Here is a 23630-nt window from a genome sequence, read left to right as displayed (position 1 = left end):
CAGTGTCCAATAAGGTCTGGTATGATGGACCATCCCCACTTCCAGAACAATCAGGATACCCATGGCCAAGCGCCGTCTGAGCAAGCAGCAGCAACATCGCATCGGCAAGATCCAGGAAGAACGGGCCCGCCGGGCCGGTAAACGCGAGAAGGCCATCGACGCCAAACGGGAAGCCGGAGAACTGGGCCAGGAGCAGGCCGGGCTGATCATCGCCCATTATGGCCAGCAACTGGACGTGGAAGCCCTGGAGGGCGACCGCCGCGGCGAACTGTTCCGCTGCTTTGTCAGGGCCAACATTGACAGCCTGGTGACCGGTGACCGGGTGGTCTGGTGCCTGGGGGACGACAATGTCGGTGTAATCGTTGCCCGACAGGAGCGTCACACCCTGCTGCAACGCCCCGACAACTTTGGCCAGCTCAAACCCGTGGCCGCCAACATCGACCACATCGTGCTGGTCATCGCACCGGAACCGGAACCCCACGACAACCTGATCGACCGTTACCTGGTGGCTGCGGAAAACACCGGCATTCCCGCCGTCATCCTGCTGAACAAGGCTGACCTGATCAATGACCACAACCGTGACAGGCTGGAAGCCCTGCTCGACCGCTACCGGAACCTCGGTTATCCGGTACTGAAGGCCTCGGCCCACCACCCGGATGAGCACGATGACGCCATCACGTCCCTGGTGAAGGACCGCACCAGCGTGTTCGTTGGCCAGTCAGGCGTGGGCAAGTCATCCATTATCCAGACCCTGGTACCCGACCGGGAGCTCAGGGTAGGCGCACTGTCTGAGAGCACCGGCAAAGGCACCCACACCACCACCACGGCAACACTGTTCCACCTGGATCGTGGCGGCGACCTGATCGATTCCCCCGGCATTCGTGAATTCGGCCTGTGGCACATGACGACGGACGAAATCGAGTACGGCTTCCGGGAGATTCGCGAGATTATCGGGCTATGCCGGTTCCGGGACTGTCGCCATCAGGGCGAACCGGGGTGTGCGCTTGACAAAGCGGCAGCGGAGGGGCGCATCACACCGGAGCGACTGCACAGTTTCCGGCGGATACTGCAGACCATGGCCGAACAACAGGCCCGGGGGCTGAAACTCAGTTAGGAAGGGGCCACTTACCAGTTCAGCTCACCAGGCTGCACCGGCTCCTTTTCCTGCTGCCAGTCACCACTTTCCAACTGCTCCCTGGCCGTTTCCTGCTCTTCCTCGGTGGGCTTGGTCAGATCGATCAATGGCTCACCGGAGCGGCTCGCCCGGCCCTGTATTTCCCCGGCAGCCTTCTTGTTGAGCACAATGATCGATATACGCCGGTTAACCGGGGCGGTGGGATCATCCTGGTCGAAAAGTACCGAGTCGCTCAACCCCACCACACGACCAATCTGCTCAGGCCGCACACCCCCGGTCACCAGGGCGCGGCGGGCCGTGTTGGCACGGTCCGCTGACAGCTCCCAGTTGGTGTAACCGGGCCGGCCAACAAACGGCGTGGCGTCGGCATGACCCGTGATGGAGAGTTTATTGGGTACCGACCCCAGGGGTTTGGCCAGCTCGAACAGGATGTCCTGGGAATAGTACTTGAGCTGGGCGCTGCCACTGTCGAACATTGGCCGCTGGGAACGGTCCACAATCTGGATCCTCAGGCCTTCGTCGGTAATATCGATCAGCAGCTGGTCCCTGAATTCGCTGAGGGTGTCGCTGCTTTCAATCTGTTCCTTGAGATCCTGGAACAGCGCCTCCATCTGCCGCTGCTCCAGTTGTTGCGCCATGGTCTCGATGCGCTCATCGTCAACAGGCACTTCATTGCCCGCCTGGTCCGCCGCGCTGGCTTCCACCACCGAGGCGCTGCCTCCCATGTCCACCGGATTGCGGGAACCACCTTCGGTATAGCCCACCGGGTCCTTGAAGTAGCCTTCCACGGCACGTTTCTGCTCAGGGGACGCATTAGTGGTCAGCCACAGCACCAGGAAGAACGCCATCATCGCGGTCGCGAAATCGGCAAAGGCCACCTTCCACGAGCCACCGTGATGGGCGGCCGCCACCTTCTTGACCCGTTTGATGATGATTGGTTGCTCGTCCACTGGTGTCTCGCCTGATTAACCCGTTAACTCACCGGTTCAGCCCGCCTGGGGCGGAGCATCAACTACTTGGACCGCACGTGATCATTGAGTTCCTGGAAGCTCGGCCGCTTGTCGCTGGGCAGAGCCTTGCGGCCGAACTCAATGGCCATCTGGGGCGCCTGGCCAGACACCGTGGCGATAATGGCCGCCTTGGCGCACTCGTACGCCTTCAGTTCAAACTTGGCGTGATGCTCCAGAGCGATGGAGGTGGGGCCGACGAAACCGTAGCCCAGGAAGATCCCCAGAAACGTACCCACGAGGGCCGCGGCGACACTGAGGCCGATTTTTTCCGGCCCCTCGGTCATGAAGTTCATGGTAATAACAATACCCAGCACCGCCGCCACGATCCCCAGGCCCGGCAGGGCGTCGGCAATCTTGTTGAGGGCATGGGCCGGTTCTTCCAGCTCATGCTGCCGGGTGTCCAGCTCCTGATCCATCAGACCCTCGAGCTCATGAGGGGCCATGTTGCCGGCACTGATAATACGGAGGTAATCGGTCACGAAAGCGGTCAGATGCCTGGACTTGGTGATGGCGGGATAGCGGGTAAAGATCTGGCTGTCTTCCGGGTTGTCGATGTCCTCCTCGATCGACATCACACCCTGCTTGCGGGACTTGTCGAAGATGTCATACAGCAGGCTCAGCAGGTCCATATAGAACGCCTTGTTGAACGGCGTACCGGTGATCAGGCGCATGCTGCCCGCAAACACTTCCTTGATGGTATGGAACGGGTTGGCAATGATGAAGGAACCCACCGCTGCGCCGCCAATAATCAACACCTCCGTTGGCTGCCACAGCACCATCAGGTTGCCACCATGGAGGACGTAACCTGTGAGCACACAGGCCAGGACAATGATCGAACCGAGTATCAGACCCATGAAACGCTACTACACCTGTTTGACGGATTGAGGACACAGAGAGGACATTCTGCGCCATGCCGGACGCCAGCTGCCGACATGACAGGCAGGTTATGATGCCTTCTATAATGATAGCAATGCCATTTTGTAACCATGAAAATCATAAACCGTTTCTAACCGCCCGCACGGGTTTGCTAAACTCACGCGCCCGATGACCAAAGGCGTCCGACCCTATGCTTGACCGGCTTTTTGTCCTGGTACAATACGTTCTGCCGCAGCTCCTGCTTTCCCGGCTGGCGGGAAAACTGGCCGATGCCCGGCCGCCTGCAGCCATCAGGAATGCCGTTATCAAGTGGTTTATCGGCCGCTACGGCGTCGACATGAGCGAGGCGGCCGATGAAAACCCGGACAGCTACCCCTCTTTCAACGAGTTTTTCACCCGCGAGCTCAAACCGGGCCTGCGCCCCCTGGCCGGTGGTACGCACACCATTATCAGCCCGGTGGACGGTACCGTCAGTCAGCTTGGCCAGATCAACCGGGACAGCGTTTTCCAGGCCAAGGGGCAGTCCTTCAACCTGACAAAACTGCTCGGCGGTGATGAGGAACGGGCACGCCCCTTCGTGGACGGTCAGTTTACCACTATCTATCTGGCCCCCAGGGACTACCACCGCATTCATATGCCCCTGGCCGGGCGGCTCCAGGAAATGGTGTATATTCCTGGCCGGCTGTTCTCCGTCAATCCGGTAACGGCCGCCGCGGTACCCGGCCTGTTTGCCCGCAACGAACGGGTGGTGGCAACCTTTGATACCGACGCCGGGCCCATGGCAATGATCCTGGTTGGCGCAATGATCGTCGGCAGCGTGGAAACCCGCTGGGCCGGCATTGTGGCCCCCACCGATGGCCGCCGCGAGGTGAGCGTATCCGACTACCGGCACCTGGCGCCGGGTATCCGCTACGACCGCGGCGAGGAAATGGGGCGTTTCCGCCTCGGCTCCACCGTTATCCTGGTGTTCCCGAAAGGCGTCAACCGCTGGCAGGACACACTCGCCACGCAATCCAGGGTACGTCTGGGCGAAAACCTGGGTACGATCACGAACGCTCAGCCGGAAACGTCAGCACCTCGCTGATATCGTCCACACCGCTCTTCAGCATCAGCAGCCGGTCGAGCCCCAGGGCAACGCCGGCGCACTCGGGCAGGCCGGATTCCAGGGCAGCCAGGAAGCGCTCGTCCACTGGCATCTCCGGTTTGCCCTGGCTACGTCTGCGGTCATTGTCGTCGTGAAAGCGGCGCCTCTGCTCCTGGGGGTCGGTCAGTTCCCAGTAGCCATTGCACAACTCAATGCCCCGCACGTATAACTCGAAACGGTGGGCCACCGGGTGGCCATCGTCCTCGGAGAGTCGCGCCAGTGCCGCCTGGCTGGCCGGGTAGCTGGTAACAAAGACCGGACGATCAAAACCCAGCGCCGGCTCTACCCGCAAGCTCATCAACAGGTCCAGGCATCCATCCCGGTCCAGCTCCGCCAGCAGATCTTCACTGCCAACGAGGGGGTGGCATGCGTCTCGTAAATCGCGGGTACTGGCCGTGAAAGGATCAATGCCGGCGTAGTCCTGCAGCAACTGCCGGTAGCCAATGCGGTCCGGCTCCGGCAAGTCCAGCCAGCCGCACACCAGTTCAGCCACCTCAGACATCAGCTGCTCATCGTCAAGACCGGGGCGATACCATTCCAACAGTGAGAATTCCGGGTTGTGGCGACGGCCCCGCTCGCCATCGCGAAACACATGGCTGACCTGGTAGATGCTGCCACTGCCCGCCGCCAGCAGGCGCTTCATGTGGTATTCCGGTGAGGTCTGCAGCCAGCCCCGACCGGTTTGCTGGCCCGCCACCGCCATGGGCGAGGCGGCAATGCTGTCGATGTTCAGATCGGTCACGCCACACTGACCCAGCACTGGTGTTTCCACCTCCAGCACTCCCCGGCTCGCAAAAAAGCCGCGCACCCAGCTGAGCTGTTGTGCGCGGCCTTCCAGAATCTGCCTGCTGGCGGATGGCTGCCAGCATGGCGCTGTCGGTGATGTTTGCCGACCTGATCCCATGATCCGGACCTGATCAGGTCTTCACCCGGCCGACATACTCCCCGGTACGGGTATCTACCTTCAGTACCTCGCCAATGGTAATGAACAGAGGCACGTTCACCACGGCACCGGTGGACAGGGTCGCCGGCTTGGAGCCACCCTGGGCGGTATCACCCTTCATGCCGGGATCGGTTTCCACCACCTCGAGCTCGACAAAGTTAGGGGGCGTTACCGTCAGCGGAGCGCCGTTGTACAGGGTAACAGTGTATACATCCTGCTCTTTCAGCCACTTCATGGCGTCGCCCACGGCCTTTTCGTCAGCCGGGAACTGCTCAAACGAGCCGTCTGTCTTCATGAAATGCCAGAATTCACCGTCGGTGTACAAGTATTCCATGTCCTGATCGATCACGTCGGCGGCTTCCAGGCTTTCACCGGACTTGAAGGTACGCTCCCACTGGCGGTTGGTCATCAGGTTACGGAGCTTGACGCGGTTGAAGGCCTGACCCTTGCCGGGCTTGACGAACTCGTTGTCCAGGATGATACAGGGGTCGCCGTCGAGCAAAACCTTAAGACCGCTGCGGAATTCGTTGGTAGAATACGATGCCATGAAATACTCACCTGAAAAGACGCTGTTGGAATGTGAAAGTCCGCTATGATACAGCGAACCGCCGCCCGTATTGAAGCCCGCGACCTGGATAATGAGCAGCCCAGCTGGCAAACCCTGCTGGCCCGTTCAGTTACCCGGCCGGAAACCCTGCTGCGGCGCCTCGGCCTGGATCCCGGGCTGCTGGCGGAGGGTGCACGCACCGGGCATGAGGCTTTTCCGGTCAGGGTACCCGAGCCCTGGCTGGCCAGAATCCGCTACGGCGACCCCGACGACCCCCTGCTGCGCCAGGTGCTGCCGCTGGCCGATGAAGGCGAGCCGCGCCCTGGTTTCGTCAGTGACCCTTTGCAGGAGGCCGGGGCGACGGCCGCTCCCGGGCTGATCCGCAAGTATCGCAGCCGGACCCTGCTGATGGTGACGGGACAATGCGCCATCAATTGCCGCTACTGTTTCCGCCGGCATTTCCCCTATGAAGACCACAGGCTGACGCCGGCACAGCGGGACCACGTTATCGATACCCTGACCAACAGCCCGGAAATCAACGAAGTCATCCTCAGCGGGGGCGACCCCCTGGCGGTGAATGACCGTCTGCTGGCGCAATGGTCGTCGGCACTGGCGTCGGTACCCTCGCTGAAACGTCTGCGCATTCACAGCCGGTTACCGGTGGTAATTCCCCAGCGGGTGGACGACTCGCTGCTGGGCTGGATTGAACAGTCTCGCCTGGACGTTGTGATGGTGGTCCACATCAACCACCCGGCGGAAATCGACGATGACGTCCGGCACGCCATGGCCAGGCTCAGGAGCGCCGGTGTTACATTACTGAACCAGAGCGTCATCCTGCGTGGCGTCAACGATCACCCGGATACGCTGCAAGGGCTGAGCGAAGCACTCTTTACCGCTGGCATCCTGCCCTATTACCTGCACGCTTTTGACCCGGTGGCCGGCGCCCATCACTTTGACGTGAGCGATGACCTGGCCCGGGAAATGGTGCGCGAGCTCCAGGCCAGGCTGCCCGGCTACCTGGTGCCGAGGCTGGTGCGGGAAGTGCCGGACCGCCCGGGCAAGACCCTGCTGGACGTGGGCATGGAATGATACGGATCGCCCTGCAACGGTGTCACAAGCCACGACTGGGAAGGGATCACACCCCTGACACTGTCAAACCTTGTCAATATTACGGATTACTGGCTTTCTATAGTGTCTTTGCTATTTTAAGGTTAATCTGGGAAAGGCGCATAACAACATGTAATTCCGGAAAAATCCCTCAGCAATGTGCGGGTCCGGTGAAATCACTAACCGTGCAGGCAGTCTGAGCGAGCGGTATAACTGGTCTAGAGAGAATGCAGAAACCCCAACTCACAGTTCCAGAACCCCGGATTGCGAGCCTGTCCTTTTGCGATTCGAACCCCAAGGCTTTCCGCCGCTGGGTTGACCGCCTGCCCATGGCCAACCTCGGGGAGTTGTCCCGGCAGCTGTACCACGCCATCATCGAGCTCAACCAGCTGTTCTGCTCCCCCGCCCAGCGGCTGCAACTACTGGAACTGTTGCGCCCCAGATTGCGTTTTGTCTGCGACGAGCTTTCCCGGCATTACCTGGGCATGGCCATTGCCCTGCCCGAGAAACAACGCAAGATCGCCAACCTGTCCCAGGCGTTGCAGCTTCACCTGGCATCCGGCTACAAACTCACCATCATGGAACTGCTGGACAGTGGCAGCATCGACCGCCAGCGCAAGCCCCTGGCCCAGGCCTGCCATCGCGCGCTGACCGAGCTGGGCGCCACGATCCTGCGCTCGCAGAAGCTGTATACCACCAGTCCCGCCGGCAGCTGGCAGGAGAGCCACCGGCTGTTCCGCTTCGCCTGCGAACACCGGCTGCAGGACCTGGTGGTCAGTGACGATCAGCGAGCGCGCCGGGGCGAATCCACGGTAGCCGACGCCTATGCCCAGACACTCCTGCTGGGCTGCGCCAGGACCAACCAGTTGCGCCAGAATGAAATGGAGCAGGCGGCTGAACTGTTCGAACTCTGGGCGCCGGAGGTCAGTTGCGGGCCGGAGCTTGCGGCTTCCGCGGTCTTCCTGGTGGACATGGAAAACGATGCCCCTCCCTGCTACCGCTCCCTCGCGCCATCACCTGACAGCCCGGGCTGGTGGGGCTTTGACACGGCCGCGCTGGCCAGCCGGATCAATGACCACCTGAACGAAACCCCGGGCGCCAGGCCAAGCCAGGGCAAGGAAACAAAGAAAAACCAGGAAAACATCGGGCTCCCCGTCACTGCCCGGGTCAGCGATCTTCTCCTGGCCCACCTTGGCGAGGCCCTGGCGCTGCTGACCCAGCGCAACTTCAATCGACTGAACTCCGACGGCCAGCTGCAGATCTGCGCCGGGCTGACGGCCGTGCACTACTTTGTTGCCGGCGAAAAGCCCTTCAACGAGTTCGTGGTCGGCAACGCCTCCCCCTCATCCGGTGAAGAAAACCGTTTCATGAAATCCCGCAGCCGGGATGCCTGGTCTGACGCCTTCGACGCCGGCCTGTCTGAAGAGCGTATCCGGCCTTCGGCCGACACCCCGATCGACTACCAGGCTGCGGGCAATTCGACCAGCACGGGGACCGGACGCAACCTGCCGCGCTCCTACCTGACCCGGGTGGTGAATACCAGCCCCGGGGGCTATTGCGTTATCTGGAGCGCCAGCATCCCTGCCACCCTGCAGGCCGGGGAAGTACTGGGGGTACGGGAGCACCGCAACCACCCCTGGAGCGTGGCCATCGTGCGATGGCTCCGGCAGAATCGTGGTGAAGGCACCCGCGTCGGTATTGAGGTGATCGCCCCCAACGCGACCCCCTGTGGCGTCCAGCTGATCCAGAAGACCGGCAACAGCAGCGAATTCCTCCGCGGCCTGCTACTCCCGGAGATTCCTGGCGCCCATCAGCCCAGAAGCCTGGTGACTCCCAAACTCCCGTTCCAGACAGGCGCCCGGATTACCCTGCTGCATAAGGGCACGCAGGACCAGGGCACGCTGGGCAGGCGCATTGCCGCCACGGGCAGCATCAGCCAGTTCGAACTTCGCCTCTCCAGCCGACCGGTCGAACCGGACCCTGAGTCCACCAGGAGGAAGAGCCCTTACGGGGCGAGTGAGGACGAATTCGACTCGCTCTGGCCAAACTTGTAACCGAAGACAACAGGTGCCCGGATAGTCCTGCCAAAACTGCGCGTCAGCTCCCGCTACAGGTAGCGCAGGCTTGTTATTGGTGATTATCCTCTGCATCATTCAAGGTTACCGGTTCATGGCCTGTCCGTCATGAACAACAGCACAAGGGCCCGGGGCAAGCGTAACGTGCAGAACTGCCGACCCAGGCAATGGATGGCCCGTTGAAGACCACAAGTGCCAGAGTGTAGTGCACCAGACATACAGCGAGACCGTCAGCGCATGCAGAAGCAAAAGACCACCGTCCACCTGCTGATCATGGACCCATCCCAGAACGATGCGGAATCCCTGGTCAGCCTGCTGAGGAATTCCGGGCGGGCCACCCGTGCTCACCGGGTCACCTCCGAAGAAGACCTGGACGAGGCCATCCGTACCGGCCAGTGGGACCTTTTCCTGGCGAGAGATTCCCGGGAAGAGTTCATTCCAGACGACGCCCTGACCATGATACGACGCCTGGACAAGGACATCCCTTTCATACTGCTGACCGAGCAGGACGACAGCGAACGCTCCCTGGCCATCATGAAGGCCGGCGCCCAGGATACTGCCCCGATCAAGGAAACCGAACGGCTGATGCTGGTCATCAACCGGGAACTGGGCAACCTTGAGGAACGCCGCCGCCGGCGTGTGCTGGAATCCCACCTCAGGGAATCGGAACAGCGCTGCCAACTGCTGCTGGAAAGCTCCAAGGACGCCATTGCCTACGTCAACGATGGCATGCATGTATACGCCAACCAGGCTTACATGGAATTCCTGGGCTATGACGACCTGGATGAACTGATGTGCATCCCGTTGCTGGACACCCTGGCGCCGGAAAGCCAGGACAGCATGCGCAAGTTCATGAAAGCGTTTTCCGAAACCGGCGAAGACGGCATGAAACTCAACTGTGTGGCCCGCCGCAGCGACGAGCAGGACCTGAACATCACCATGACCGTGTCCGCCGCCACCTATGACGGCGAAGCCTGCATGCAGGTGGTGGTCCAGCCGGAACACAACGATGCCGAACTGCAGGAAAAGATTCGCGAAATCAGTAACCAGGACCTGCTGACCGGCCTGCACAACCGTCAATACCTGATGGAGCGGCTGACCTCCACCATCGCCACAGCCGGCGAGAAGAACGAAACCGGCGCCCTGGCCTACATCGGCATCGACGGCTTCGTGGCCTTCAAGAATGATCTGGGCATCGCTGGCACCGACCTGCTGTTACGGGACTTTGCCGCCCTGCTGGAAGAACACACATCGGATGACATGACGCTGGCGCGGATCAGTGACGAGGCTTTCTGCATCCTTGCGCAACCCTGTACGGAACAGGCCATGGCCGAACTGTGTGAATCCATACGCAAGGCCGTGGACGATCATCTGTTCGACATCCAGGGGCGCACCGCCCAGGTGACCGTTTCCATCGGCGTAGCCGCCATCACCGAAAACGCCCCCAAGGCCGCTGACCTGCTCAGCCGCGCCCATACCGCCCATAGCGCGGTTCGTGAGCAGGCTGGCAAGGAAAACGGCAACGGGGTGGTGACCTACAATCCGGCGGATTACGAAAAACTCGATGACGCCAACTCCATGGATGCCATCGCCAAGGCGCTGGAGGAGAACCGTTTCCGCCTGCTGTTCCAGCCCATCATCAATCTTCGCGGCGAAGGCGAGGAGCACTACGAAGCCCTGGTACGCATGCTCGACAATGACGACAAGGAAGTCTCGCCCTACGACTTCCTGCCGCCGGCGGGCCCGTCGGACATGGCCATGCGCATTGATCGCTGGGTTATCCTGCAGACCATCAAACAGCTGTCCCAGCATCGAAGCCGCGGCCATGACACCCGCCTGTTCCTGAACGTGACTGCGGAGACCCTGCAGGACAAGACCTTCAGCCAATGGCTCAGTGTTGCCCTGAAAGCCGCTCGTCTGCCCGGGGACTCGCTGATCTTCCAGATGCGGGAAGGCGACGCCACCAATTACCTGAAGCAGGCCAGAGAGTTTGCCAAGAAGCTCCACGAGCTGCACTGCAAGGTGGCCATCTCCCAGTTCGGCTGTGCACTGAATCCCTTCAACACCCTCAAGCACGTGGAAGTGGATTACGTGAAGATCGACGGTTCCTTTACCGAGGAAATCCAGAAGAACGATGAGGCCAAGGACAAGGTCAAGGAAATGGTCCAGTCCCTGCAAAGCAGCGGCAAGCTGACCATCATTCCGCTGGTGGAAAATGCGTCCGTGCTGGCGACCCTGTGGCAGGCCGGGGTGAACTACATTCAGGGTTACTACCTGCAGGCACCGGTACCCGAGATGAACTACGACTTCGGCGACCAGTAACCCACACCCCCTGCCATTCAAGACAGGGGGCGGTGTGTTAGTCCGGTGACGCCAGGCGAGCCTCGGATTCCCGGTACCCCAGAAGGTACAGGATAGCGTCTAGGCCCAGGGTGGAAATGGCGTGGCGGGCGGATTCCTTGACCAACGGCTTGGCCCGGAAGGCAACCCCCAGGCCGGCCTGGCTGAGCATGGGCAGGTCGTTGGCCCCGTCCCCTACCGCAATCACCTGCTCCCGGGAGATTTTCTCCCGCTCGGCGATCTCCAGCAGCAACTGCGCCTTGCGGGCACCGTCCACGATGGACCCCACAACCCGACCGGTGACCTTGCCATCCACAATTTCCAATTCATTGGCATAGACGTAGTCGATACCCAGCTTCTTTTGTAGATGATGGGCAAAGTAGTTGAAACCGCCCGACAGGATCGCAGTCCGGTAGCCCAGCGAGCGCAGGGTACGAATCAGGTATTCCGCACCTTCGGTAAACGTCAGCCGCGCCGCAATGCCCTCCAGCACGGATTCATCCAGCCCCTTCAGCAACGCCAGCCGCTCCGCAAAACTCTCGCTGAAGTCCAGCTCGCCCCGCATGGCCCGCTCGGTGATCGCCGCCACCTGCTCACCCACACCCGCTTCCAGGGCCAGTTCATCGATCACCTCCGCCTCAATCAGGGTGGAATCCATATCAAACACCACCAGGCGACGGTTCCGGCGGAAAATCGAGTCTTCCTGGAAGGCGATATCCACATTCATATCGCCGGCAATCTTGAGGAAGTCCGTGCGCAGGGCTTCCAGGTCTTCCGGCGTGCCCCTTACCGAGAACTCCACGCAGGCAATGCGGTTGTCTGAATGGGACAGGGACGGACGCGCCGACAGGCGGGTGATATTGTCGATGTTCAGGCCATGGCGGGCGGTAATGGCGGATACCCGTGCAATCTGCTCGGCCTTGATGTCCCGGGACAACAGCGTGACCATGTAACAGGCCCGGTTGCGGCCCTCGGCCCACTGCTGGTATTCAGCTTCAGTAATGGGGGCAAAGCGCACCTGAAGATCCAGGGCATGCAGCCGGAACAGCAACTCGCGGATCACCGGCGACGCCTGGGTTTCGTCCGGTATCTCCGCCAGGATGCCCCAGGTCAGGTAGTCATGGATCACCGCCTGGCCGATATCCAGTATCCGCACGTCGTACCGGCCCATGATGCCGGTGATTTCCGAGGTCAGGCCCGGCTTGTCCCGGCCGGACACGTTAATCAGGACCAGTTCACTCACTGTCATTATCTCCGGCGGCTGATTCTTCGGTGCCTGCGGCGGCAATCACGTCGATACCGTCCACCCGTTGCAGGCCCCTGGGCAGCTTGTGGCCACGGCGCCCACGCTCGCCCAGGTAGTGTTCCAGGTCACTGAAGCGTAGCCCAAGCTTACGTTTGCCGGCGCGGATCTCAAGCTGATCCGCCTCGCCGAACACGCAAAGCGCCACCACGAACTCCTCGCGGTTCTGCACCCGGGCCGAGGGAATACTGATGATCTTGTTTCCCTTGCCCCGGGCCAGCTCCGGCAACTGTTCCAGCGGGAACACCAGCATGCGGCCCTCGTTGGAAATGGCCGCCAGGTACAGGGTCTGCTCCCGGCGCGGGATGACCACGGGCTCCAGCAGGTTGGCGCCTTTGGGAATCGACACCACAGACTTGCCATTGCGGTTCTTGCTGATCAGATCCGATGCCGTGGCCACAAAGCCGTAACCGGCGTCGGTGGCCAACAGGTATTTCTCCTCCGGATTGGCCACCATCAGGCCGGCAAAGTGGGCACCGGGTGGCGGATTGATCCGCCCGGTCAGGGGCTCCCCCTGCCCCCGGGCTGACGGCAGGCTATGGGCCATCAGCGAGTAGGCACGGCCGGTGGAGTCGAGGAATACCGCGTTCTGGTTGTTGCGCCCCCTCGCCGCCAGGGCGAACTTGTCGCCGGCCTTGTAGCTGAGGCCCTCCGGGTCGATATCATGGCCCTTGGCAGCGCGCACCCAGCCCTTCTCGGACAGCACCACGGTGACCGGGTCGTTGGACACCAGGTCGGCCTCGGAGAAGGCACGGGCCTCCTGGCGCTCAACAATCGGCGAGCGACGGTCGTCACCATAGGTTTCGGCATCCGCCAGCAACTCTTCCTTGATCAGCGACCGCAGCCGTTCCTCTGAGCCCAGGATGGCCTGCAGCTCGTCTCTTTCAGCGGACAGCTCGTCCTGCTCGCCGCGAATCTTCATTTCCTCGAGCTTGGCCAGGTGGCGCAGCTTCAGCTCCAGGATGGCTTCCGCCTGCTCGGCAGACAGCCCGAAGCGCTTGATCAGTTCCGCCTTGGGTTCGTCCTCGTAGCGGATGATGTTGATCACCTCGTCGATGTTCAGATAGGCGATCAGCAGGCCTTCCAGCAAATGCAGACGCGCCAGCACCTTGTCCAGGCGGTGCTGCAAACGACGGGTGACCGTGGTCTTACGATAGGCAAGCCACTCGGTAAGCATGGTGTGAAGATTCTTCACCGCCGGGCGGCCATCGTTGCCGATGACATTCAGGTTAACCCGATACGTCTTCTCCAGGTCGGTGCTGGCAAACAGGTGAGCCATCAGGCCGTCCACGTCCACCCGGGAGGACCGGGGCACAATCACCAGCCGCGTGGGATTCTCGTGGTCCGACTCGTCCCGCAGGTCGGCCACCATGGGTAGCTTGCGGGTCTGCATCTGATGGGCGATCTGTTCCAGCACCCGGTTACCGGATACCTGGTGTGGCAGGTCCGTCACCACCACCTCACCGTTCTCACGGATCCAGCGGGCCCGCATGCGCAGGCTGCCACGGCCGGTCTGGTACATCTGCCGCAGATCCCGGCGGGGGGTAATCACCTCAGCGCTTGTGGGAAAGTCGGGGCCCTTGATGTGTTCGCACAGCTCGTCAACGTCGGCATCCGGTTTGTCCAGCAGGCGGATACACGCGGCTGTCACCTCCCGCACGTTGTGGGGCGGGATATCCGTGGCCATACCCACCGCGATACCGGTGGTGCCATTGAGCAGCACGTGGGGCAGCCGTGCTGGCAACGTGGAGGGTTCATCCATGGTGCCGTCAAAGTTAGGCACCCAGTCGACGGTGCCCTGGCCCAGTTCGGTGAGCAATACCTCGGAGAACCTGGACAGGCGGGATTCGGTATACCGCATCGCGGCAAAGGACTTGGGATCATCCGGCGAGCCCCAGTTGCCCTGACCGTCCACCAGCGGGTAACGGTACGAGAAAGGTTGGGCCATGAGCACCATGGCTTCGTAGCAGGCGCTGTCGCCATGGGGGTGGAACTTACCGAGCACGTCACCGACGGTACGGGCAGATTTCTTGTATTTGCTGGTGGACTTCAGCCCCAGCTCGGACATGGCGTAGATGATGCGCCGCTGCACCGGCTTGAGGCCGTCACCCACGTTGGGCAGGGCCCGGTCAAGGATGACGTACATGGAATAGTCCAGATACGCCTTCTCGGTATAGTCCCTTAGTGAAACCCGCTCAAAGCCCTCGTCGGTCGTTTCAAACTCTGGCATGGAAGCCCCTTGCTCCAGGAATGTATTCACACGAATCCCCTGACCGGATCACGGCCCCGGCCTCGTGGTTGAGCGGGACACTCCGACTGGCGGGATTCAAGACTGCTGTAAGGCGCAGACATTATATGGAGGGAGAACACAATAGACCAATAGTGCGGAGGAAATCCCCGGAGCGATTTTCCAATAGCGGAATTCCCGCATGTTTCCGGCACACGCCCAGCCGTATTCTGCTTGAGGATTCAGGTAGTGTCCTGAAGAAATCGATGTCGGATTACCGAATTTCGGCTTTTCAATCAGAGCGAACACTATGAAACCCACTCTCAAGGCATGCCGTCAGGCGGTTCTGACCGCTGTTATAAACGGCGCATTGGCCCTGGCATTAATGCTCCTAGTGGAATTCTCGCTCAGTGGCAGCCTGGCACTGACAAGGCCATTTCTGATAGCTGGTTTGCTGGTCGCCATGGTCATTTTCGTGGCCCAGTTCTTTCGCCAACTCAGGCTCTGTCGCTGTCATGAAAACGAAAACGGGGTCCACTGAAGACCCCGTTTTTCCATTCAGCGCACTAACCGCCAGCAATTACTGGCGGATACCTTCCACTGAAATTTCCAGCTTCACCGTTTCCGATGCCTTGCCAAGGTTGGTGGGTATGCCGAAGTCGGCCAGCCTGATTTCGGTCTCCGCATCAAAGCCCATGCGGTAGCCGCCCCAGGGGTCTTCGCCATAACCCTGCATTTCCGCATCGAGGGTGACCTCGCGGGTAACACCGCGAAGGGTCAGCTCTCCCACGATATCGGCTTCGTCATCCCCATCCATCTCGATACGGGTGCTTTTGAAGGTCGCCTGCGGATACTCGTCCACGTACAGGAAGTCTTCGCTGCGCAGATGCTTGTCCCGTTCACCATGGTTGCTGTCGACGCTTGCAGTGTCGATGGTCACTTCAACACGGCTGTTTTCGGGGTTGGCCGCGTCATACACGAACTCACCGTCAAAATCATTGAAGCGGCCATACAGGGTGCTGTAGCCCAGATGGGAAATCTCGAAGGTGATGAATTGATGCGCACCCTCGGTATCGAAGGCATAGGTGCCACTGTGCTGGTCCGCCTGAACGGCGCCGGCCATGGCCAGGGATACCGCTGAAGCCAGTAATGTCTTTTTCATTTCGTCAGTCTCCTTGCTTGATGTGCGTGCGTTGTCTGTAGTCCTGGAATAACCGGTTATGACCTCTTCAGTCGAACCGGCAACATGCGCCTGAGGGTATCGTCCCGATCAACAAGATGATGCTTTACGGCAGCCAGCCCGTGGAGAACACCCAGCCCCACCAGTGCCCAGGTGACCCAGTAGTGAACGTCACCGGCAACATCTTCCATTCTTTCGATCCGACCGGTCAGCGACGGTACCTCGAACCAGTCAAATACCCGTACGCCCGAGCCGTCGGCCGTGGAAATCAGGTAGCCACTGACCATGGCCACCAGCATCAGCAGGTACAGCAACCAGTGGGCAAGGTGTGCCGACAACACTTCGAACCGGGAATGTGCGGGTAATGGTGACGGGACGGTGCCCGAGAAGCGCCAAAGCAGGCGCAATGTCACCACGGCGAACAGAAGAATACCGATACTGCGGTGAATATGAGGTGCCAGTCGATACCACTGGTCGTAATAGGTCAGGTCGACCATGTAAAAGCCCAGACCAAACAACGTGAACACGGCCAGTGCTACCAGCCAGTGCAAGCTGGCGCTGACTGCTCCGTATCGTGCCCTGGAATTCCTAAACTGCATTGCCCGCCAACTCCGTCACCGTGACTCGTGAAACCGTGTCCCAGAATAGGAAGTTATGGCCGAAGGACCAACCACAATATTCTGCTCACCCTGTTCAGTTTTTCTGATGATAAAGGCCCGGTGACCATCCGCCCAATGACACAGGACCGGTCCTGGGATGACACCTGAGCCTTTCGTCGTATACGGGTTTTACGGATTCACGAATGCTATCGCCCCCATATAATGGATTTATAACTGATCTCAACTGATAGTCTTTCAAGGAGCAACAACCATGGAATTCGAATTCGACGAAACCGTAGTCGTCCCCAGCAATAACTGATCTTCAACAGAGTCCGCATCTACTTCTTTCAGACTACTGAAAACACAGGACACGCAGAAAGACGGCCAACAAGAACATTCATGTCACAGGGTAACAAAGTTTGACATAACCGGCTGGCGCCAATGAAGAACTTCTGGCATGCTCCAAGCTGAATGCCCGTTCCGTCGGGATTTCGAAGGCTTGCGTGACAGGCCTGCGGGTTCTAATCAGCAGTCAGAATTGCGGCCCAATGACCTATCTGTCAGACCATCTCTCAGGCGCAGACCTGGAATTGCTAGATCCCCTGCTTCACCAGCAGGATGATCACTGGACCGGCCTGTTCCACGGCCTGGTTCTGCGTACCGCACTGCAACCTATCTTCAGCATTTCCCACAAGCGAATCATAGGCTACGAGGCACTGATACGAGCCTTTGACCCAGACCGTGCCAGTGTACCGCCGTTCCAGCTATTCGATCTGCCGGAATCCGACCAGGAAAACGTGCTGCTGGACCGCCTTTGCCGACTGCTGCATATTCGCAACTACAGCGCATTCCAGGATGACGTGAACTGGCTGTTTCTTAACGTCTCCCCCCAAGTCGTGGCTTCCGGCTACCGTTATGATTCCTTCTTTGGTGAGCTGTTGCGCCGGACCGGTTTGCCGCCCCACAGGATTGTGGTAGAGATTGTGGAGCAGCCCACAGACGACTCCGAGCGCCTGCGGGAAACAGTGGAATACTACAAGGAGCTGGGATGCCTGACTGCCATCGACGACTTCGGGGCGGGACATTCCAACTTCGAGCGTATCTGGAACCTGTCCCCTGATATCGTCAAGCTCGACCGCACCCTGACTCTCAGGGCCAGCAACGACCCCAAGGCCCGGCAGATCCTCAATGGCATTGTCACCCTACTCCACCAGTCGAGTTGCCTGGTGCTGCTGGAAGGGGTGGAAACCCATGACCAGGCCATGATCGCCATCGACGCCGGCGTGGATTTCGTGCAGGGCTTCTACTTCAGCCACCCCCGGGTGGAACTGGAACAGATACGGGCCAACGGTCCAGACTTTGAAACGCTGCTGTCGGACTACAAGGACCGGAACCGTATTCGCCTTGACCCCACACAGCAGCTGGCGGAGTTCTTCACCAGCCATTTCCAGCGGGCAACGCGCCGCATGCAGGAGGGAGAGAACCTGCATGACGCCTGCGCCGATATCATGGCCCACCACACCGTATCGCGGTGTTACCTGATCGACCAACGCGGTGTCCAGATTGATGACACCCTGGCCTCAGACTCTGCGGTCGGTCAGCTGGACCCCCGGTACCGCCCCCTGGAGAACACCAGCAGTGCCGACTGGTATCGACAGCACTACCTGAAACAGGCCCTGGCCCAGCCCAACCGCATGCAGGTGACCAGCCCCTACCTGTCCATTTCCGGGGTCTACATGTGTGTCACCCTGTCACTGGGCTTTCGCTACCAGGGCAAGTTGCGGGTACTGTGCTGCGACATTCTTGCCGAGCAGGGCCCCCTGGCCAGCCGCTGACTGACGGGCAAGTAACCCTCCTGAAAGGATCAGACCGCCACGTCGGCCATATTGCCGTAAGCTTCCAGCCAGCTGCGACGATCTCCCGCCCGCTTCTTGCCCAGCAGCATATCCATACGCTCGATGGTGTCGTCACCGTCCTCGATGGTGAGCATGACCAGGCGACGGGTATCCGGCGCCATGGTGGTTTCACGAAGCTGCAGCGGATTCATCTCCCCCAGGCCCTTGAAGCGGGTGACCTGGATCTTGCCCTTGCGTTTCTCGGCGGCCAGGCGGTCGATGATGCCCTGCTTCTCGTGCTCATCCAGGGCATAGAAGGTTTCCTTGCCCAGATCCACCCGGTACAGCGGCGGCATGGCCACAAATACGTGGCCGGCTTCCACCACCGGGCGGAAGTGCTTGACGAACAGGGCGCACAGCAGCGTGGCAATGTGCAGGCCGTCGGAGTCCGCATCGGCAAGGATGCAGATCTTGTTGTAGCGGACGCCTTCAAGCTTGTCGGAGCCCGGGTCCACCCCGATCGCGACGGCAATGTCATGCACTTCCTGGGAAGCCAGGATCTCCGATGAGTCCACTTCCCAGGTATTGAGGATCTTGCCCCGCAACGGCATTACCGCCTGGAATTCCCGGTCCCGGGCCTGCTTGGCGGAACCACCAGCGGAATCCCCCTCCACCAGGAACAGCTCGGAACGGCTGGCATCGGCACCGGAGCAGTCCGCCAGCTTGCCCGGCAACGCCGGCCCTGAAGTAACACGCTTGCGGGCCACCTTGCGGCTGGCCTTCAGGCGACGCTGGGCATTGCTGATAAACAGCTCCGCCAGGGCTTCAGCCACATCAGTATGCTGATTCAGCCACAGGCTGAAGGCGTCTTTCACCACACCGGAGATAAACGCCGCCGCCTCGCGGGACGACAGTCGCTCCTTGGTCTGGCCGGAGAACTGCGGGTCCTGCATCTTGAAGGAGAGCACATAGGCACAGCGCTCCCAGATATCTTCCGGCGTCAGCTTCACACCCCGGGGCAGCAGACTGCGGAACTCGCAGAACTCCCGCATCGCTTCCAGCAGGCCGGTGCGAAACCCATTGGTGTGAGTGCCGCCCTGGGTGGTCGGGATCAGGTTGACGTAGCTTTCGGTTACGGACTCACCACCTTCCGGCAGCCACTGCACCGCCCAGTCCACCTGCTCACTGTTACCGGAGAAATGCCCGGTAAACGGGTCCAGGGGCACCGCCTCCACATCCGCCAACTCGGTACGCAGGTAGTCCCGCAGACCATCCTCGTAGAACCACTCGTCTTTCTCGCCAGTGGCTTCCTGCAGGAAGGTCACCGTCAACCCCGGGCACAGCACCGCCTTGGCCCGCAGATTGTGGCGCAAACGGCTGACCGAGAACTTTGGCGAATCAAAGTACTTCGGATCCGGTACGAAATGCAGGCGGGTACCGGTGTTGCGCTTGCCCACCGTATCCACCACTGCCAGTTCGGAGGCCTTCTCGCCATCGGCAAAGGTCATCCGGTAAAGGTTGCCGTCCCGTTTGATGGAGATTTCGAGATGGGTGGACAGGGCGTTGACCACGGATACACCCACACCATGCAAGCCACCGGAGAAGTTGTAGTTGCCCTGCGAGAACTTGCCACCGGCGTGAAGGCGACTGAGGATCAGCTCTACCCCTGGCAGGCCTTCCTCTTTGTGGATGTCCACCGGCATACCCCGGCCATCGTCCTCCACCGCCAGCGAGCCGTCACTGTAAAGCACCACGTCCAGCCGGTGGGCATGCCCCGCCAGGGCCTCGTCCACGCTGTTGTCGATGACTTCCTGAGCCAGATGGTTGGGCCGACTGGTGTCGGTGTACATGCCCGGGCGCTTGCGTACCGGGTCAAGACCGGTGAGAACTTCAATGGAGTCGGCGTTGTAGGTTTTCTGGCTCATAGGGTGGGTACAGCTCCGGATCGACAGGGACATGTGGGCTCATAGCTTAGGGAATCTGGGGCAAAGATCAATGTCCGGCCCTTTCCGAATGCGCAATGGGTCACCGGCTGACCGACAACTCATCAAACCCCGGGCCGGACACCCGCACCCGCTCCCAGCCTTCCGCCGTCACCGCCAGTAACGCACAGGGGCTGGTCAGGGCCTGGGTGACCATCTGGTCCGGCGACGGTGTACGCACGTCGACGGAAATCTCGAGTACGCCATCACGGATGCGGGAATCCTCAAGGGCCACGCCGTAGCCGCCGGTCGGCTTGCGCCCCGCCGCGACAAGCACCAGGTGCTCGCGGTCAAAATCATGGTTCTCGGGTGCGACAAGGTTGGCTCCCCGGGTTTCGGCCAGGGTCTCCAGACGCTCACGTGAATCCATGTAGACCACCCCCGGACCGGAGAAGCCGCACTGGCCGGAGGCGGTGATCTGCCTGGCCAGGGGGGCGCCGGCGGAGGTAGAGTCACTGTTCATGGCACAGGCGGAAAGGCCCGCCGTCAGCGCAAGACCGGCAAGCAATACCCGGACTGCCTGATTCGTTTTACCCATACAATCTCCCAAAAAGTGCCCGCTATTGGACCTGTTTATCCACGGGCTGGTCGCCGGTTAACCGATCCGGCACCGGGTACCCTTCAAAACCGTAGCGGGGCAGGCCCATCTCACCAAGGGAAGGCCGGCGGAAGCTGGTGGTCATGTCCAGTTGCAGCGCCTCGCCACTGCCGATGGAGATGATCTCCCGGTCCCCCGCCCTGGGGTACTCGGCACAGGCTTCACCGTTTTCGCAGATAACGCCATTGTTGTCGAGATCAGTACCCGCTACAAGGATGTAGTCCCCGGAAGCAACCTCACTGAACCCGTACTCATACTTGCCCGAGTCGTAGTCCGCGACCACGCCCTGTGACCTGGCAGAACCAAAATCGTTGATGTCCAGAAGCAGGACATAGTGGCGACCGGCGGTACGCTGACTTTCTTCGTCGGTAGCCTGAACATACACCGGTAACACCAGATCCCGTGTTCCGGAATCGGCGGTAGAATCTGCCGTATAGGTAATAATGATTTCTTCGGCGAGCGGTCGCCCTTCAGGCACCTGATCCGGATCGACTCGCACATTCAGGGACCCATCAAGCAGGTCACCGCTCTGAACCGGGTCTCCATTGCCATGGGTCAATATGAAGGGCGCCGGAACTGTCGGTGCACCGCTGACCTGAGGGGCTGCAGCGGTCGATTCCTTCAGTACTTCCAGTAACGCCTGAGACTCATTGCCGGAAGGCGACAGTTCCAGTAGCCGCGGCCAGGCGCTGACCACGGTGGGAAACTGCCCTACCGTTCCCGGATCCATCGCCTTATTGGCGTCCAACAGACCTGCACCATGGAGCGCATAATCATAGTTATTCAGGCTGGCGGCGTCTGTGTTGGTCAGGTTGCCGGCAATCAACTGGGCGCGGAACTGATCCGGGGTCACATTGGCCACATCCTTCATCAGGGCATAGACACCCGTCACATGAGGTGCCGCCATGGAGGTTCCCGCCAGGTAGGCATAGCCGGAGGAAATATTGTTGCTACCATCAACATCGCCATAGGCATTGACGATACCATCGTCCAGGGAACCACCGGGGGCCAGCAGATCCACTGACTGACCATAGTTGGAGTAGCTGGCCAGATCCCGGTTTCGGTCAGTCGCACCCACCCCAAGCACGCGCCAGTTGGCCGCCGGGTAGGTGGCGGACGCATCACCACTGTTACCACCTGCCGCGACCACCAGAATGCCATTGCCATAGGCAAAGTCAGTGACGGTTTGCAAAGCTTCCAACTGCGGCAGACCGCCAAGACTCAGGTTGATCACATCCACCTGATCCGCCCGGTTTGCGGCGGTTGCGATAGCGTCCAACAGATCCGACAGGGAACCGACGCCATCCCGTCCGGTGACCGAGTCTACCCCCAGAACCCGGTACGGCATGATGGTCGCCTCGTAGGCAATCCCTATGGTGCCGCTGGCGTTATCGACGGCGGCAACAATGCCCGCCACGTGGGTGCCATGGAAGCTGGTGCTGGCCTCACTGTCGGGCGTCAGCGGTGTAGCGGGGTTGGCATCCCGTCCACCGGTTCCGTCAACATCGTAGGTGCTGCTGACAAAATCCAGCGTACCACCCTCGGCAACCACATTAGCTGCCAGATCCTCGTGCCAGGCGCCATAGGTACCCAGGTTGGTACTGAGCAGGCCCGTGTCCATAATCGCCACACCCACGCCCTGGCCAGAGGGATCACCAGCCCGTGACCAGGCACTGGACATGTTGATCTGATCCAGATTCCAGTTGTCAGGACCCTCGCCGCTGCTACTTACATAAAACTCGTCGTCCCCGGTAGGGGCGGTATGGCGAAACAGGTAGTTTGGCTCTACGGCCAACCCGAACTCTTCCCGCATGGTCCGGATCCACTCAATGGTTTCAGCCCGGGGATCACTGCTCGCGGATGGTCCGGTGGACAGGGCCCTTACCCCCATATCCCGCCTGATGTGCCAGAGATCCGGACCAATAGAGCGCATGCTGTCCATCACCGAGGTTGCCTGCTGGCCGGATGACGACAAGGTGCTGGTAACCGCCGCCGGACCGGACAGCACCGCCTCATTCACCTGCAGGTCCGGCTCTGGCCAGCGGGCATCAAACGACCTCAGGGAACCCTGGGGGGCAATGGTCAGCACATAGCGGAAGGGGCCACCCGCCGACGAGGATACAGAAATGGTTGCATGACCGGACGGGGGCACGGTGCCACCGGAGCCACAGGCAGTATTACTGATGACCGGCGTTCCATCCAGCAAGAGCGTCGCATCAAGATCATCAACGCTGCCGTCATCCGAGGGGAAACACTGCAGGGAATACCGGTCACCCTCTAACAGTGACACCGTATATTCATCGGCCGCGTCTGCGGGATAACCGAGATCGGTGCCCTCATAGGTGCCTCCGCTGGCGCTCAGGTAACCGGCAGCGGTTGCCGGAATCGGCAGGTCGACGGAGGTGCCACTCCCGGGAGGCCAGGACTCCCCATTAACCCGCCACAGGTCGGCATAGTCACTATCCACCCGACTGCCGGATTCTATCGACATGATTCCCTGAATGGTGGACGAACCGGAGCCGTCCCGCCCAAGGTCAGAGTCTCCACCTCCACCACCGCCGCCACAGCCGGCGAGAAAACCACTGGTTGCGATAATAGCCAACGAATAACCACGGTATTGCCCGAACGAAAACATGCTCATACCAACCCTGACATCATGATGAATGCACACCGGCATCAGCCAGCCATGCCCTGATCGCAACGGCTCGATAACGGATCAAAGACAACGT

At 60.5% G+C, this 23630-nt stretch carries 18 protein-coding genes; 7 read left to right on the top strand and 11 right to left on the bottom strand.

Features of this window, described 5'->3' with window-relative positions; all coding sequences use genetic code 11:
- Nucleotides 1-61 precede the first annotated feature (61 nt).
- A complete protein-coding gene (gene rsgA, locus ACFOZ5_RS04485) occupies nt 62-1114 on the top strand; it encodes a small ribosomal subunit biogenesis GTPase RsgA (RefSeq protein ID WP_379885721.1) in 1053 nt (350 codons plus the stop codon).
- 11 nt (nt 1115-1125) lie between these two features.
- Here the strand turns inward: rsgA and motB are convergent, their stop codons facing one another.
- The gene (gene motB, locus ACFOZ5_RS04480; protein WP_379885720.1) at nt 1126-2085 is read right to left on the bottom strand and encodes a flagellar motor protein MotB; all 960 of its coding nucleotides are present in this window, start codon (nt 2083-2085) and stop codon (nt 1126-1128) included.
- Nucleotides 2086-2147: 62 nt separating this feature from the next.
- Nucleotides 2148-2999, bottom strand: coding sequence for a flagellar motor stator protein MotA (gene motA, locus ACFOZ5_RS04475; RefSeq protein WP_379885718.1), 852 nt, complete (start codon nt 2997-2999; stop codon nt 2148-2150).
- A gap of 212 nt (nt 3000-3211) precedes the next feature.
- Here motA and asd point away from each other — a divergent pair, with 212 nt between their 5' ends.
- Complete coding sequence (asd, locus tag ACFOZ5_RS04470) at nt 3212-4105, top strand: archaetidylserine decarboxylase (protein ID WP_379885716.1); 894 nt, start codon at nt 3212-3214, stop codon at nt 4103-4105.
- On the opposite strand, the gene epmA is transcribed toward asd, so the two are convergent.
- Both epmA and efp read right to left on the bottom strand, forming a co-directional pair.
- On the bottom strand, nt 4068-5069 hold the full coding sequence (gene epmA, locus ACFOZ5_RS04465; RefSeq protein WP_379885714.1) for an EF-P lysine aminoacylase EpmA: 1002 nt from the start codon (nt 5067-5069) through the stop codon (nt 4068-4070). The two genes, asd and epmA, sit on opposite strands and share 38 nt — an antisense overlap.
- Before the next feature lie 13 nt (nt 5070-5082).
- The gene (efp, locus tag ACFOZ5_RS04460) at nt 5083-5655 is read right to left on the bottom strand and encodes an elongation factor P (protein WP_379885712.1); all 573 of its coding nucleotides are present in this window, start codon (nt 5653-5655) and stop codon (nt 5083-5085) included.
- A gap of 45 nt (nt 5656-5700) precedes the next feature.
- Here efp and epmB point away from each other — a divergent pair, with 45 nt between their 5' ends.
- The 3 genes from epmB to ACFOZ5_RS04445 all read left to right on the top strand — a co-directional run bounded on the left by epmB (nt 5701) and on the right by ACFOZ5_RS04445 (nt 11159).
- Nucleotides 5701-6744 carry an EF-P beta-lysylation protein EpmB gene (gene epmB, locus ACFOZ5_RS04455; RefSeq protein ID WP_379885710.1) on the top strand — a complete coding sequence of 348 codons (1044 nt, stop codon included), beginning with the start codon at nt 5701-5703 and terminating at the stop codon, nt 6742-6744.
- 245 nt (nt 6745-6989) lie between these two features.
- A complete protein-coding gene (locus ACFOZ5_RS04450) occupies nt 6990-8816 on the top strand; it encodes a GTPase (protein WP_379885708.1) in 1827 nt (608 codons plus the stop codon).
- Between the two features lie 258 nt (nt 8817-9074).
- Nucleotides 9075-11159: an EAL domain-containing response regulator gene (locus ACFOZ5_RS04445; protein ID WP_379885706.1), complete on the top strand. Its 2085-nt coding sequence runs from the start codon at nt 9075-9077 to the stop codon at nt 11157-11159.
- Between the two features lie 37 nt (nt 11160-11196).
- On the opposite strand, the gene serB is transcribed toward ACFOZ5_RS04445, so the two are convergent.
- On the bottom strand, nt 11197-12420 hold the full coding sequence (gene serB / locus ACFOZ5_RS04440) for a phosphoserine phosphatase SerB (protein WP_379885704.1): 1224 nt from the start codon (nt 12418-12420) through the stop codon (nt 11197-11199).
- Nucleotides 12413-14710 (bottom strand): DNA topoisomerase IV subunit A, encoded by a 2298-nt coding sequence (parC, locus tag ACFOZ5_RS04435; RefSeq protein WP_379885702.1) that lies wholly within the window; start codon nt 14708-14710, stop codon nt 12413-12415. Before parC ends, serB begins: the two co-directional genes overlap by 8 nt.
- 307 nt (nt 14711-15017) lie before the next feature.
- Here parC and ACFOZ5_RS04430 point away from each other — a divergent pair, with 307 nt between their 5' ends.
- A complete protein-coding gene (locus ACFOZ5_RS04430) occupies nt 15018-15248 on the top strand; it encodes a hypothetical protein (protein WP_379885700.1) in 231 nt (76 codons plus the stop codon).
- 39 nt (nt 15249-15287) lie between these two features.
- Here ACFOZ5_RS04430 and ACFOZ5_RS04425 read toward each other — a convergent pair whose 3' ends face one another.
- On the bottom strand, nt 15288-15869 hold the full coding sequence (locus tag ACFOZ5_RS04425; RefSeq protein ID WP_379885698.1) for a YceI family protein: 582 nt from the start codon (nt 15867-15869) through the stop codon (nt 15288-15290).
- Between the two features lie 56 nt (nt 15870-15925).
- On the bottom strand, nt 15926-16486 hold the full coding sequence (locus ACFOZ5_RS04420; RefSeq protein WP_379885696.1) for a cytochrome b: 561 nt from the start codon (nt 16484-16486) through the stop codon (nt 15926-15928).
- A gap of 548 nt (nt 16487-17034) precedes the next feature.
- Between ACFOZ5_RS04420 and ACFOZ5_RS04415 the strand changes: the two genes are divergently transcribed.
- Nucleotides 17035-18321, top strand: coding sequence for an EAL domain-containing protein (locus ACFOZ5_RS04415; RefSeq protein ID WP_379885694.1), 1287 nt, complete (start codon nt 17035-17037; stop codon nt 18319-18321).
- Between the two features lie 29 nt (nt 18322-18350).
- Here the strand turns inward: ACFOZ5_RS04415 and parE are convergent, their stop codons facing one another.
- The 3 genes from parE to ACFOZ5_RS04400 form a co-directional block, all read right to left on the bottom strand.
- Entirely contained in the window at nt 18351-20246 is a 1896-nt protein-coding gene (parE, locus tag ACFOZ5_RS04410; RefSeq protein ID WP_379885692.1) for a DNA topoisomerase IV subunit B, read from the bottom strand.
- A gap of 100 nt (nt 20247-20346) precedes the next feature.
- Nucleotides 20347-20841: a protease complex subunit PrcB family protein gene (locus ACFOZ5_RS04405; protein ID WP_379885690.1), complete on the bottom strand. Its 495-nt coding sequence runs from the start codon at nt 20839-20841 to the stop codon at nt 20347-20349.
- A 22-nt stretch (nt 20842-20863) separates the two neighbouring features.
- A complete protein-coding gene (locus tag ACFOZ5_RS04400) occupies nt 20864-23542 on the bottom strand; it encodes a S8 family serine peptidase (protein WP_379885688.1) in 2679 nt (892 codons plus the stop codon).
- Nucleotides 23543-23630 lie beyond the last annotated feature (88 nt).

Origin of the sequence: Marinobacter lacisalsi, assembly GCF_042651045.1 — a bacterium.
Classification (GTDB): domain Bacteria; phylum Pseudomonadota; class Gammaproteobacteria; order Pseudomonadales; family Oleiphilaceae; genus Marinobacter; species Marinobacter lacisalsi.
Note: the sequence above shows the minus strand (reverse complement) of the source record. Positions and strands in the feature narration are given on the sequence as shown.